Genomic DNA, 13,010 nt, shown 5'->3' with positions numbered 1-13,010 from the left:
CTGTTGGAACCGCGGTCGGCGCCGCCGCCGCGGCTCAATGTTATTGGGCGTCAACCTTTATCGCGTCGCCGTGACGCGCCATTGCTCGGGCGAGCCGCTTGGTCCCGACCGTGAACCTGGTCCGTGCCGCGGGCATCGAGCACCGGCAATGTGGCGCGACGACGGCGCATCGCGGCTCATTTTGGACTCGTCGCGGCGGCTTCCGCTTCCTTCCGAGTGATGCTGCGTTTGACGCGCACTTTCGCCGGCCACGGTAGCCGCCGCACTGGCCGCCGCACTGACCGCCCCTGCAGGCGGACGATGCGCAGGGTGCCGACGATCAACGCCGCCGCCAGCGGCAACTCCCCCAGCACGGCGGTCAGGACCGCGACGACAAAATCACCCCGCTTGGCGGTCAGCACGTCGAACCAGGCATCGCACACAAGCAGAATTCCGGTCGTGAACGCGAAGAGCGTCAGCAGGTGGTGCTGGGTGAAACCGAGCACGGCCGTGGCCGTCATGAACACCAGCAGCAAGACGTCGAAGCCAACCCAGGTCGCCTGCCAATGCTGGGCGGTGTAGCTCTCCGGCAGGCTCAGCGCGAGGAAGATCGTCCACGGGATCAACGCGATCGCGGCGCACAGCGCCAGCCACGCGCGGATCCGGCGGATTCTCGCCCACCGCCGTGACCTCATCACCGAGCACTTTCACCGACCGCAGGGCGCCGCACGACGATGATCGTACCGCTGGCAATCATCGGCCACCCGCCCGTACTGCGGCGGGCGACTTGCCGGTCCGGCGAGGCTAAATCAACTGAGCCGCAACGAATTCAGCGTCGCGCATTAGGCAGTGTTGCGGGCCGCGCCCTCCGCGCCCCCCTCGCCACGTCCGCTCTCGTCCTCGGCGTCGGCGATTGTCAGGGGCAGGGCCAGATCTTCCAGCGGGCGTTGCTCAGCCGCGACACCGAGCCACAGTTCGATCAGGCCCGCCACCGCCATGACCACCGCGCCGATGATGAATGACCAGACGACCTGACCGCGCTGCCCGGAGTTGATCAACTGCCCGAAGAGCAAGGGCCCGCTGATGCCGCCGATCGCGGTACCCACCGCGTAGAAGAAGGCGATCGCCAGGGCCCTGGTTTCCATCGGGAAGATTTCGCTGACCGTCAGGTAGGCCGCGCTCGCACCCGCCGACGCCAAGAAGAACGCCACGGCAAGGACGACGATGAACGTCCAGACGCCGCCGGTCTGGGTCACGAACAGCACCCCGAGGATCACGGCCACCACGGCGGAACCGATGTAGGTGAGCGAGATCATCGGTTTTCGGCCGACGGTGTCGAACAACCGCCCCAGCACTAGTGGCCCACCGAAATTGCTCAGCGCCCACAGAATGAAGAAGAGCGGCACCTTCGCGGAGGGAACACCGTAGAACTCGCTCAACAGCGTGCCCAGATTGAATGTCACACCGTTGTACAGGAACGCCTGCCCGATGAACAACGCCAGTCCGAGCACCGCGCGCCGCGGGTACAGGGTAAATGCCACCCTGGCGATCTCCCGGAATGAAATGGTTTGGCGCTGGCGGATTCTGAGTTGGCCGCCTTGGGGTTCGGGCAGCGGTTCGCCGGTTTGTCGCTGCACTTCGGCTTCGATATCGTCGACGATCCGCTCGGCCTCGTCATCGCGCCCGTGAATGAACAGCCACCGCGGGCTTTCGGGAAGGTTGCGCCGGACGAGCAAGACGAAGATGCCGAAGATGGCGCCCACGCCGAAGGCCAGCCGCCATCCGATGTTCGCCGGGAAGTTCGACGTGTCCAGAAGTACCAGTGCGCCGGCCGCCCCGGCGGCCGAGCCCAGCCAGTACGTCCCGTTGATGATCAAGTCCACGCGACCGCGCACGCGCGCGGGGATCAACTCGTCGATCGCTGAATTGATCGCGGCGTATTCCCCGCCGATGCCCGCGCCGGTGAAGAAGCGCGCGATGAAGAAATACCAAGGCGCGAAGGCAAATGCGGTTGCGACGGTGGCGGCCAGATACACCGCGAGGGTCACCATGAACAGATTGCGGCGTCCGAAGCGATCCGTGAGGTGGCCGAAGAACAACGCCCCCAGGCAGGCCCCGGCGATGTAGAACGCCGCCGCCATGCCGATCTGCGCGGCGTTGAGTTCGATGCCGCTGCCCTTCTCCGTGAGGCGAGACGACACGTTGCCGACCATCGTGACCTCGAGCCCGTCGAGGACCCAGACACCGCCGAGGCCGAGGACGACGCGCCAATGAAACCGCGCCCACGGCAACCGGTCCAGCCGCGCCGGCACGTGGGTGGTGATGGTTCCGGTTTGCACGCTTGGGCTCATGCGGCTCCTATCTGATGAGCAGACAAGTACCCGCGCAAGGCGGACCGCAAGCCTCAGTCACGATCAGCCCGTGACTCCTCGGGAATCCAGGCGGGCGGCTGGCCCGGCTGACCGGGAAATAGGTAGTCCACAAAGGCCGCGGCCGTGGGTTGGGGTTCGTGGTTGGCCAGTCCCGGGCGTTCGTTGGCTTCGATGAACGCGTACTCGGCACCGGTGACGTCGGGCACCACCAGGTCGATGCCCGTCACCGGAATCCCGATCGCCTCGGCCGCCGCCACCGCAACCCGGCACAGTTCCGGGTTCACCTGCGCGGTGACGTCGTGGATCGTCCCGCCTTGATGCAAGTTGGCGGTGCGACGAACGCGGAGCCGCGTTCCTTGGGGCAACACATCGTCCAGCCCCCAGCCGGCTTCGGCAATGGTCGCCTCGGTGATGTCGTCGATCGGGATGCGGGACTCGCCACCCGTGGCCGCGGAGCGCCGCCGACTCTCGGCCGCGATCAAGTCCCGCACGGAGTGCTCGCCCGTGCCGAGGATCTCGGGTGGCATCCGCACCGCGGCGGCGATCACGCGGCCGTCGATCACCACCAACCGAAGGTCGTCGCCGACCACCCGCTCCTCTATCAGGACCTCGGAGTGGTGCTTGCGCGCCCGCGCCAGGGCTGCGGTGAGGTCGTCGGGACCATTATCGGCGACCACGCCCACCGTGATGCCTTTACCTTGTTCGCCCCGAGCCGGTTTGACCACGACCTCCCCGACTTCTTTCAGGAACGCGTAGTCACCGTCGTCGAACGTGGCCAGGCGCGCACGCGGCACCGTGATGCCCGCCTCCGAGACCAGGCGCCGCGTCAAACGCTTGTCATCGCAACGGCACATCGCGATCGCCGAGGTGAACTCGGACAGCGATTCACGGGTGATCACGCTGCGGCCACCGTGGGTGAGTCGCATCTCGCCGGTCTCGGCATCGACGACCTCGACCCAAATTCCACGCCGCATCGCCTCGTCGGCGATGATCCGGGCGTAGGGGTTGAGGTCCTCGACGGTCTCCGGCGGCAAGGTGAACAGTGGCTCGTTGATGGCGTTCTTTCGTTTGATCGCCAGCACCGGAACGCGGCGAAAGCCAAGCTTTTCGTACAGGGCCATGGCGGCGACATTGTCGTGCGCCACGGAGAGATCCAGGTAGGCGCGGCCCGCGCTGCGGAAGTGTTCCGCCAGGGCCCGGGTCAGGGCGGCCCCTATCCCCGGAAGGGCAGCGGCCGGATCGACCGCCAGGGTCCACAGACTGGAACCTTGCTCGGGATCGGAGAACAGCAACTCGTGGTCGACACCGGTCACGGTGCCCACCACGGCACCATCTTCGTCACGCACCGCGACCAGATATGTCACCGCGTCCGAGTGCAGCTGGTTGTGCCAGATCGTCTCGACGGGCGCGGGCACCATCCCGCACCGCACGAAGACGCGATTCATGGCATCGGCATCTTCCGGGTCGTTCAGCGTGCGCACCGTGACACCGTGCGGAGGCGTCACCACATCCTCGTCCTCAGGGTCGCCGGTGAAGCGCAGCCGATAGGTGTGGCTGGGATCGATGAAAAGTTCGGTAGGCGCTCCGGCGACCACCACGTGGGACTCGCGTGCATAGATGCAGATGTCGCGCCGCCCGGGCGTTTCGTGTCGCAGCGTCTCGGCCAGGACGTCCGCATCGGCGAACGTCTGCCCGAAGATGAGTCGGCCCCAACCCAATTCGAGCACGACGTCCTTGGCCATCGCGTCCACCAGCTCCGGCGGCGAGGCGTCGTGCAGGCCCAGGGTGATGGCCTCGGTGTGGTCCGAGGTGTGGGCCGCCGAAGGCTCGGTGGCGTTCACGCCGCCGCTCCCGTTACTCCGTGACGCTGCAACCAGAGCTCGAGCAGGGCGATCTGCCAAAGTTCGTTGCCGCGCAAGGGAGTGAGCCTGCCGTTGGGGTCGGCCAGCAGCGCGTCGACAGCATCGGTGTCAAACAGCCCGCGTTCCTTGGCAACCGGTGCGTACAGCGCGTCACGAACCAGATCGAGGTACGGCCCCTCGAGGTGGGTCAGTGCGGGAACCGGGAAATAACCCTTGGGTCGGTCGATGACCTCCGACGGGATCACCCGTCGCGCAGCCTCTTTCAGCACGCCCTTCCCGCCCTGAGCGATCTTCAACTCGGGCGGGCACGTCGCCGCCAGCTCGACCAGCTCGTGGTCGAGGAACGGAACACGACCCTCCAATCCCCAGGCCATAGTCATGTTGTCTACCCGTTTCACCGGATCGTCTACCAGCATCACCGTCGTATCGAGCCGCAGCGCACGATCGATCCCGGTTTCCGCCCCGGCGCGCGCGAAGTGCTCCGTGACGAAGCGCTCGCTGGGATCGCCCTCGGCGAGGTAGCCCGATCCCACGAGAGCCCTGACCCCCGCGGCGTCGCGATCGAAGAACGCGGCTCGGTACTGCTGCACGGAACCCTCCACGGTGGCGGCGGCCGGTGACCCCATCGGCGGGTACCAGTGATAGCCGGCGAACACCTCGTCGGCGCCCTGGCCCGACTGCACGACCTTCACATGACGCGACACTTCCTGGCTGAGCAGGTAGAAGGCCACGCAGTCGTGGCTGACCATCGGCTCGCTCATCGCGCCGATCGCTTCGTCGAGCGCCGGCAGCATCCGGTCGGTGCCGATGCGGATTTGATGATGGTCGGTGCCGAATCGCTCCGCCACGATGTCCGACCACCGGAACTCGTCGCCCTCGACGCCGCCCGCGGACTCGAAGCCGATGGAGAAGGTCGACAACCCGTGCTGACCGGCCTCGGCGAGCAGGCCGACGATCAGGCTGGAGTCGACGCCGCCGGACAGCAGGCACCCGACCGGGACGTCGGCGACGAGTCGGCGCTCGACCGCGACGCGCAGCGCCGACAGCACCGCGTCCTCCCAGTCGCGTTCGGTCCAATCGGACCGGTCGTCCCGCCTGGAGAATTCCGGCGTCCAGTAGGTCGTGGTGGTGCGTCGGCCGTCGGGCTCGATGGCGACCAGCGAAGCGGGAGGGATCTTGCGCACCCCGCGCAAGATGGTCAGTGGCGCCGGCACCACGGAGTGGAAGGTCATGTAGTGGTGCAGCGCGTCGCGGTCGATGCGGGTGTCCACCCCGCCGCCGGCCAGCAGCGCCGGCAGCGTCGACGCGAACCGGATGCGGTGACTGTCTTCGGTCAGGTACAGGGGTTTGATGCCGAGCCGATCGCGGCCGAGCAACACCCGACCGCTGTCTCGTTCGGCGATGGCGAACGCGAACATCCCTTTGAGACGGCGGACGAAGCCGTCGCCCCAACGGTGGTAGGCCTTGAGCAGAACCTCGGTGTCGCTGTGGGAGAAGAACCGGTAGCCCTGCTCTGCGAGCTCGCGTCGCAGTTCCTGGTAGTTGTAGATGCAGCCGTTCCAGACGATTGTCAGGCCCAGTTCGGCATCGACCATCGGCTGTGCACCGGCTTCGGTCAGGTCGATGATCTTGAGGCGGCGATGTCCGAGGGCGACCCGGCCGTGTGACCAGGTGCCCGCCGCATCCGGCCCCCTGGGCGCCATCACAGCAGCCATCGCTGACACCGCCGCTACATCGGGGACGCGGCCGTCGAGTCGCACCTCACCGGTGGCTCCGCACATCTCCTTGACCCTACCGCGAGCCATTCCCGAACGCGCAGTGCGGCCCGCCGGGGTCGTGGCGGCTGATGGTTTGTGCGTCGCGGTTTGCCACGAGGCTGACTGTGGACGGGTCGCGGGCGCTCGCGCGAAGGATCTCGCGATTTCCGCTAGTGTTCAGCCGAATTGCTGATGGGTACGAACCCGAAGCGGGCCCACCAAAGGAGGTCAGGGCTCCCATGCGAATAGATGGCGGCAACTGGACGAGAGGCTTCGCGGTGATGCTGTCGGCCGCCGTTCTCGGCGCTGCACCGGCGTCGGCGGACAACATGGATGATGCGTTCGTGGCGGCCCTAGAAAAAGGCGGGATCGCCATTCCCGATCGTGTCAACGCGATTTCGGTGGGCCATTCGGTGTGCACCGCATTTGACAAAGGCGAACCATCAACCGCCCTGGCGATGCGAATAGTGAAGGACACCGAGCTATCGCCAAAGCAAGCCGGCTACTTCGTCGGCGTTTCGGCGGCCGCCTACTGCCCGCAATACAAAGGCAACACCGACAACTCGTTGAACTGGCTGGTGCCGTTTCCGCCGATGATGTGAGTGCGTGATCGACGAAAGATTGCCACGCGCGTCCGGCACGACAGTAAGCTGCTGCCGTGGGCACCAAAGTGTTAGCCAACGGCCGGGGGCGCTGGTTGGCATTCATGGCTGCGCTCGTCATCTCCGGCGGCATGGTCTACGCCCAAGGGACGGAGTCCCGGTGCTGCATCGAGACGCCGGCCGCCACGGCGAAGAGCCAGGAGGCAGCACCGAAAAGCCCGGAGCCTGCGCCGGCCGCAGGGCCGCACGTCGCCACTCCCGAGGAGGTGAACTCGTTGGCGGCCCAGGCCCCTGCACCCGTCGCCGCGGCCGGCCAGCCATTTCGCTTCCCGTTACCCCGCGGCGTCGCGTCCGAGGACAGGTTGCAGGTGAAGACGATTTGGGCGGCACGTGCCATCAGCGTGCTGTTTCCCCAGATCACCACCATCTACGGTTACCGCGAGGACCCGTTGCCGTGGCACCCCAACGGCTTGGCGATCGACGTGATGATCCCGAACCACGGCAGCCCTGAAGGCATCGAGCTCGGCAACCAGATAGCCGGGTACGCCTTGGCGAACGCGAAGAGGTGGGGCATCAACCACGTGATCTGGCGGCAGAAGATCTATCCGGGTGTCGGCGCGCCGAGTTGGACGGCAAACTACGGCAACGAAACCCTCAATCACTACGACCACGTCCACATCGCCACCGGCGGAGGCGGATACCCGACCGGGCACGAAACCTACTACATCGATTCCATGGCGCCCGCGCCGCCGCAATGACGCCAAGGGGCCCCGGGGACCCATTGCGGCACAGACGGATTCGCGCCCCTCATTGCGCCGTCCAGCCGCCGTCGATCGGATAACAGGCGCCGGTGATGGTGGCGGCCGCGTCGCCGGCCAGAAAAACGGCAAGCGCACCGATGTCCTCCGGGCGGGTATAGCGTGCCATCGGCTGCTTTTCGGCGACGAACCCTTGCTTAGCCTCCTCGAAGGACTTTCCCGCTGCCTTGGCGCGCGCTTCTACTTGCTGCGCAACCAGAGGCGTCATCACCCAGCCCGGGCAGATCGCATTGCACGTGATGCCATAGTCGGCCGTTTCTATTGCCACCACCTTCGTCAGGCCCACCAGCCCGTGCTTGGCGGCGACATACGCCGCCTTCTCGGCGCTTGCGACCAGGCCATGCGCGGAGGCGATGTTGACGACTCGCCCCCAGCCGCGGGCCTTCATTCCGCGCAGGGCGCCGCGACAGGTGTGGAAAGCGGCCGACAGATTCGTCGCGATCACCGCATCCCACTTGTCAACCGGGAAATCCTCCACCTTCGCCACGAACTGGATGCCCGCATTGTTCACCAGGACATCGATTGCGCCGAAGGCCTTTTCGGTGTCGCTGATCATGGTGGCGATCTCGTCCGGCTTGCTCACATCGGCATCCGAATAGGCCGCCGTTACGCCGAAAGTCTCCTCCAGTCCACGCCGCTGCTGTTCGACGGCCTCCGGGTCACCGAAACCGTTGAGGGTCACGTTCGATCCCTCGGCGGCGAACGCCCGCGCGACGGCAAGGCCTATGCCGGATGTGGAACCGGTTACCAGGACGGACTTTCCGCGGATCATCGCCACACGTGCCCTTTCCTGAGAATTTGGGCTGCCAGAACCGGCCTCCGGACGAAACTAGTCCATCCCAAGCGGCGAAGGGCCGCCTGCCTGCTGTGGGAGCGCGAGTCAGCCAGAGGTGTGGACGATCAGGACGTCGATCTGCGCCTTGGAGGCGATACTTCCGGGGATCGAGAAGACCCGTCCGATGAGCGCGGAGCGCGCATCCAGTCCAACGTTGCCGACCACGAGCAGATCGGCTTTCACCCTCTCGGCGAGCTCCACGAGCGCATGCACCGGAGTGTCCTCGATCGGCTGTTCCTCGATGACCTTCGCCCCCGCTGCCGCGGCCCGAGCGCGGGCATCGCGCAGAATCGCGTAGATCGGCGCGTTGCCATGCACCAGGTAGGCTTCCTTCCCGAGGATCTCGTCCGCTTGCGAATCTTCCTTGCGGGGAAGGTAACCCGTGGCGATGATCAGCTTCGCATCGCACTCGGCGGCAATCGCGCCGGCCCGGTCGACGGCGCGCAGCGACGACTCCGAACCGTCAGTGCCGACGACTACGGTCTGGTAACCCTTCATTTCGGCCTTCCCCAGCCTGTCCGCTGTTCCTTCGCAGAGTAATGCTCCGTCGCATATCAACTTGCCCACCGGGGACAGCAGCGTCAAGACTCAAGCTGTGCTGCCGCCATTTCTTCCCCAAGGCCGACGGTGACACTCCGACGGTTGACAGTGCCGTTCGAGTTCGCGTGTTGCGGAAACGCCTGCAGCACAGCCGGGTTGGCCAAATGCCATCGCAATACGGTGTCTGGCCTACCTGGGGTGTCGAGGCGATTGTCTCCGGGCTGACACTGCCCCGGCGTGCGCACGTCACGCACGAACACTGGGGCCGCTGACCCACATGACGCTATTCTCCGAGGCACCTTCGGGCCGGGCCTCGGTCGATAGGTCCCATAATCCGACCGCCCGCAGGGCCGTCCCGCGGGCCTCAATGCGCCGTCTGTCGCTGGGACGGCGACGAACGCGGTGTCCAGTGCCATCGGTGACTGCAACGGTTTCATAACTACTGTGGCGCGAAAGGAAGAATCGTGGTGGGTCTTGGCGACGAGGCGCTGAGGATCGATACACGACTTGTACACGCACGACGAAAGCAACCACTGCACATGGCCGACCGGGACGTCCCAACTGAAAAGCGGGCACCGCGGCCGACGGCGTGCGACGGATTCCGGCGATGTTCAGCGACACTGGCTGTCACGGCAGCGGTAGTCGTGGGCTCGTCGGTCGTGGCATGCGGCTCGCACGAGGAGACTGGCCCAGCCACGACCACCACCACGACCATGACCACGACAAAAGCGCCCGGGCCGGCCGACCACTGGCACCGCAGCGGCCCCCCGTCGCCGCCGGCTCCACGCGGCACCACTCCTGCGACCAAAACCGTCACACCGAGGCCGCCGGCCACAACCAGCCCGTCCCCTTTCGTGGAGCCCCCGTTCCAAGGGCCGGGAGATTACAACCCCTTCGGACATCACTGGGTCGCCGCGAACGGATGATCCACCGCCGGGTTGGTGCGCCGTGAACACTTTTCAAAGCCACGGCGGCCGCGGAAAGCGGTAATCTGCGGCTTATGACGACCCCGTTGATTTACTACAAGCCGTGCCACATCGGGGATGCGTACTTCCGCGAATGCCTGACCTGCGGGGCGATTGTCAAGAACGAAGGTCTGCACACCCTTTACCACGAGCAGCAGGCCAGCCCGAAGCGATGCCCCAAGTGCGGACTCCTGGACATCGGCCGGCACATCTGTCCGAAAGCGGACTGAAAACGGGCCCCGCTCGGTGGGACTCGAGCCGGGTCTGCATCAGAGCCAGCCGGTGCGGGCAGCGGCAACAGGTTCGGGCGGGGCGGGGGCCAGATCACCGTCGCGCACGCCGTCGAGCATGCCCTTCACCGCGGCGATAATCTCCGGGGCTGCGGCCGCGAGTTGGGTCTTGTCGGCTTCGGTGACCAGGTCACCGTCCACGCCCGCCCGAGCCAGCACAGCGGCCGGGTTGGCCAGCTGATCGGCCAGCCAAGATAGCGGGTCTGCCGACAGCTCCGCGACGAAGTGCCGGCGCCCGGGTTCCCAACCGTCGAAACGAGGATGGTGGTGGGCCCGGTCCAGCGTCCCGGGCGGGCTCTCTGTTGATCCAAAAAGGTCCACCCGCCACAGGGGGCGGCCGAACGCGATCGGGACGCCAGCGTAGATCGATCCGTGGGGCTCCCCCCGGTCAACGAGGCGGAGCTCGAGTCGGACCCCGCGTTCCGGGGTCTCCTGACCTTCGAGCGGGGCCGGGTCGACGAAATAGATGTCCCCGACCACCACGCCCAGGGTTTCAAATCCGAACGCTGCGAACATGACGTGCCTTTCCCTCTAACCATTTCGAGCGTAGACGGACGCCACCCCCTTCGCGCGAACCTGCAGCGCCGGCGTCGCGGTGACGCATTTCCGTGCGTAGCGGTTCGGCATTTCGCCGGCTCGCGTGTGGGACACGGCCTTGTGTGCGTGAGCCCGCGAATTGCAGCCGAGGGGTTGTTTGCCCGATGTCTCACGACGACAGGTGTGCGCGACAGCGTTCCAGCTAAGCTGCACCAATGACGGAATCCGTCGTCGTCCTCGGTGGTGGCCTGTCCGGGTGCTCGGCCAGCTACGTCCTGGCCCAGGCAGGACTACGCGTCAGCGTCATCGAACGGGCCCCGGCCCTGGGAGGCCTTGGCGGCAGCTTCGAGCGGGATGGCCATTTCTATCCGCTGGGTTATCACCACATTTTGCGCCGTGACCGTACGCTGCTCTACTTCCTCGAGCTGATCGGCGCCCTCGAACAAGTGCAGTGGCGGCGCATCCGGATGTTGTTCCGGGTTGGCGGTCAGGTTTACAACCTCGCGAAACCGGTTGATCTGCTGCGGTTTCCATTGCCCATCGCCGATAAGGCGAGCTTTGTCGGTCTGATGCTGCGCGCGTACCGCAAGACCGACTGGACCGATTGGCTGGACAAGAGCGCCGAGGATTTACTTGACTCCTGGTCCCGCCGTCGCGTGCGGGAAGTGCTCTTCGAGCCGCTTACGCAGCTCAAATTCGAGCTGCCCTGCTCGCAAGTAAGTGGCGCCTGGCTCGGGGCGCGGCTGCACTACCGCGAGGGATCGGCGGCCCTGGGTTACATCCCGGGCACCAACTGGACACACGTGCTGTGTCAGGGCGTGACCAAGCTTCTCCAGGAGTCCGGCGTCGACGTGCGATTGCGGACGAGCGTCACGAAGCTGCATTCGCGTGGTGGGCGCCTGCACGAGGTTGAACTGGACACCGGCGAGTGCCTTCCCGCGGACCTCGTCGTCAGCAGCATCCCAACGCCGGTGTATCTCGACCTCGCCCCCGACGACGCCACGCCGCACCTTCGCGAAATCCGTTACAGCGCCCTGCTCTCGATGGTGTGCGCCTCGAAGAAAGCGGTCGAACCCGACTTCTATTGGATGAATCTCGCCGACCGCGACCGGGCGGCCTGCGGTATCTTCCTGCTCAACTCGCTCAACCCCACGATCGGCGCGCCCGGCGACTCGTGCGTCAACTTCGTGACACACCTCAACAGCCGTACCCAACCATTCTTCGCAAAGCCCGAAGGTGAGATCGTGCGGAGCTACTTGCAGGACTTCAAGGCGGTTTTCGGCTTCGACCTCGACCCCTTTTGGGTCAAACTGTCGCGAGTCCCGATGTACTCGCCGGTGATCACGCCGAATTACCGAAATCCCCCAATATGTAGCACACGCTTCGACAACGTCTACTTCGCCGGCAACTATCGCACTTTTCCATCCGTCGTCTCGACCGGCACAGCCCTGACATCGGGTGTCGAAGCGGCTCGAACTGTCCTGCGCGGCTTGGGCACTGACACCCAGCTTCCCGAAAAGGTCGCCGCATTCCGGCACTAAGCTTCCTCGCAGATGGCAGGCCATGGCTTTGTTAACGACCGTATGTGCACCGATATATTTCGTAGTTGTCGAGTTGGTCGGCCTTTTCGCAGTTCCGACGCAGCAAATCGAGCAAGCGCTGGTTGCCTTCTTCCCATTCGCTTGCCTCGGGACGTAGTTGAAGCTGGCGCTTGACAACGAGCCAGCCGATGTCACGCGCACGAGCCATCGTCGCAATCTCTTCGGGGCTGTAGGGGTTACCCATGGTATCGAAAAGCAGCACCGGGAAATGGGGCTCGCGGCCGGTGGCATAATAGAACGGGTCCTCGCCGGGAATGATCAGCAGACCATCTTCTGCCGGGATTTTGGCCTTTGCATAAGCCGCTAGCGCATCGAACTGCGGGAGCCATGGGCCGCGGACAGTCAATCCGCGAAGTGCGGGCAACGTCGACCGTTCCAGGCGACCCTCGGTGAGCTTCGCGTACGTCAGCCGCGCGTCGCTGAAAACGTAAAACCCCCCGGAAATCAACAATGACACCGCGGCGGCGGCGGAAATGATCGTAGTGAACGCGGGATCGTGCCCAGTCCAATTCCCGAGCGCCGACAACGCGCTGGCGATCAGCAGGATCAGCAGCGGCCACAGCGCGTACGTCGAGCCGGACAAGCCCTGCGATAGAAACGCGGCGGGAATTGTGGCCATCACGATGAACGGCAGGATCAGCGCCACTCCCTTTTGTTGCCGACTGGTCGCCACCGAAAGCACGAATGACACGATGACCACAAACGGCCACAACGAAAGGAGCACTTTCGCGTTTTCCGCGGGGCTTTGTCCGGTCAATAAGCATGCCGACGTCCAGACGAACGGAACCGACAACATGACAGCCGCCAGTATTGTCGACAAGCGATTCCTGCGGCGAGCCAAAACAAGAAGTA

12 protein-coding genes are annotated in these 13,010 nt (G+C 65.3%); 4 read left to right on the top strand and 8 right to left on the bottom strand.

The window, feature by feature from the left end; translation table 11 throughout:
• Positions 1-176 precede the first annotated feature (176 nt).
• From JO059_RS06315 to JO059_RS06300, 4 genes are all read right to left on the bottom strand, one after another.
• Positions 177-674 carry a hypothetical protein gene (locus JO059_RS06315; protein WP_293315240.1) on the bottom strand — a complete coding sequence of 166 codons (498 nt, stop codon included), beginning with the start codon at positions 672-674 and terminating at the stop codon, positions 177-179.
• Between the two features lie 147 nt (positions 675-821).
• Positions 822-2,330, bottom strand: coding sequence for an MFS transporter (locus JO059_RS06310; protein WP_293315239.1), 1,509 nt, complete (start codon positions 2,328-2,330; stop codon positions 822-824).
• Positions 2,331-2,383: 53 nt separating this feature from the next.
• Positions 2,384-4,192: an N-acetylglutaminylglutamine synthetase gene (ngg, locus tag JO059_RS06305; RefSeq protein WP_293315238.1), complete on the bottom strand. Its 1,809-nt coding sequence runs from the start codon at positions 4,190-4,192 to the stop codon at positions 2,384-2,386.
• A complete protein-coding gene (locus JO059_RS06300) occupies positions 4,189-5,994 on the bottom strand; it encodes an N-acetylglutaminylglutamine amidotransferase (RefSeq protein WP_293315237.1) in 1,806 nt (601 codons plus the stop codon). Before JO059_RS06300 ends, ngg begins: the two co-directional genes overlap by 4 nt.
• A gap of 257 nt (positions 5,995-6,251) precedes the next feature.
• Here JO059_RS06300 and JO059_RS06295 point away from each other — a divergent pair, with 257 nt between their 5' ends.
• Both JO059_RS06295 and JO059_RS06290 read left to right on the top strand, forming a co-directional pair.
• Complete coding sequence (locus tag JO059_RS06295; protein WP_293315261.1) at positions 6,252-6,572, top strand: DUF732 domain-containing protein; 321 nt, start codon at positions 6,252-6,254, stop codon at positions 6,570-6,572.
• Positions 6,573-6,676: 104 nt separating this feature from the next.
• Positions 6,677-7,330: a glycoside hydrolase gene (locus tag JO059_RS06290; RefSeq protein WP_293315260.1), complete on the top strand. Its 654-nt coding sequence runs from the start codon at positions 6,677-6,679 to the stop codon at positions 7,328-7,330.
• Positions 7,331-7,379: 49 nt separating this feature from the next.
• On the opposite strand, the gene JO059_RS06285 is transcribed toward JO059_RS06290, so the two are convergent.
• Both JO059_RS06285 and JO059_RS06280 read right to left on the bottom strand, forming a co-directional pair.
• Positions 7,380-8,162 carry a 3-hydroxybutyrate dehydrogenase gene (locus JO059_RS06285; protein WP_293315236.1) on the bottom strand — a complete coding sequence of 261 codons (783 nt, stop codon included), beginning with the start codon at positions 8,160-8,162 and terminating at the stop codon, positions 7,380-7,382.
• Positions 8,163-8,270: 108 nt separating this feature from the next.
• Entirely contained in the window at positions 8,271-8,723 is a 453-nt protein-coding gene (locus JO059_RS06280; protein ID WP_293315259.1) for a universal stress protein, read from the bottom strand.
• Between the two features lie 1,042 nt (positions 8,724-9,765).
• On the opposite strand from JO059_RS06280, the gene JO059_RS06275 reads away from it, so the two are divergent.
• On the top strand, positions 9,766-9,960 hold the full coding sequence (locus tag JO059_RS06275) for a hypothetical protein (protein WP_293315235.1): 195 nt from the start codon (positions 9,766-9,768) through the stop codon (positions 9,958-9,960).
• Between the two features lie 39 nt (positions 9,961-9,999).
• Here JO059_RS06275 and JO059_RS06270 read toward each other — a convergent pair whose 3' ends face one another.
• Complete coding sequence (locus JO059_RS06270; protein WP_293315234.1) at positions 10,000-10,536, bottom strand: hypothetical protein; 537 nt, start codon at positions 10,534-10,536, stop codon at positions 10,000-10,002.
• A 236-nt stretch (positions 10,537-10,772) separates the two neighbouring features.
• Between JO059_RS06270 and JO059_RS06265 the strand changes: the two genes are divergently transcribed.
• A complete protein-coding gene (locus JO059_RS06265) occupies positions 10,773-12,098 on the top strand; it encodes an FAD-dependent oxidoreductase (protein ID WP_293315233.1) in 1,326 nt (441 codons plus the stop codon).
• Between the two features lie 31 nt (positions 12,099-12,129).
• Here the strand turns inward: JO059_RS06265 and JO059_RS06260 are convergent.
• On the bottom strand, positions 12,130-13,010 hold an 881-nt coding region (locus tag JO059_RS06260), incomplete at its 5' end, for a hypothetical protein (protein WP_293315232.1).

This window comes from Mycobacterium sp. (assembly GCF_019247615.1).
Classification (GTDB): Bacteria; Actinomycetota; Actinomycetes; order Mycobacteriales; family Mycobacteriaceae; genus Mycobacterium.
Note: the sequence above shows the minus strand (reverse complement) of the source record. Positions and strands in the feature narration are given on the sequence as shown.

Coding starts and splice junctions, on each gene's coding strand:
- JO059_RS06315 (WP_293315240.1), bottom strand. CDS start 674: ATGAGGTCACGGCGGTGGGCGAGAATCCGCCGGATCCGCGCGTGGCTG.
- JO059_RS06310 (WP_293315239.1), bottom strand. CDS start 2,330: ATGAGCCCAAGCGTGCAAACCGGAACCATCACCACCCACGTGCCGGCG.
- JO059_RS06300 (WP_293315237.1), bottom strand. CDS start 5,994: ATGTGCGGAGCCACCGGTGAGGTGCGACTCGACGGCCGCGTCCCCGAT.
- JO059_RS06295 (WP_293315261.1), top strand. CDS start 6,252: ATGCTGTCGGCCGCCGTTCTCGGCGCTGCACCGGCGTCGGCGGACAAC.
- JO059_RS06290 (WP_293315260.1), top strand. CDS start 6,677: ATGGCTGCGCTCGTCATCTCCGGCGGCATGGTCTACGCCCAAGGGACG.
- JO059_RS06285 (WP_293315236.1), bottom strand. CDS start 8,162: ATGATCCGCGGAAAGTCCGTCCTGGTAACCGGTTCCACATCCGGCATA.
- JO059_RS06280 (WP_293315259.1), bottom strand. CDS start 8,723: ATGAAGGGTTACCAGACCGTAGTCGTCGGCACTGACGGTTCGGAGTCG.
- JO059_RS06275 (WP_293315235.1), top strand. CDS start 9,766: ATGACGACCCCGTTGATTTACTACAAGCCGTGCCACATCGGGGATGCG.
- JO059_RS06270 (WP_293315234.1), bottom strand. CDS start 10,536: ATGTTCGCAGCGTTCGGATTTGAAACCCTGGGCGTGGTGGTCGGGGAC.
- JO059_RS06265 (WP_293315233.1), top strand. CDS start 10,773: ATGACGGAATCCGTCGTCGTCCTCGGTGGTGGCCTGTCCGGGTGCTCG.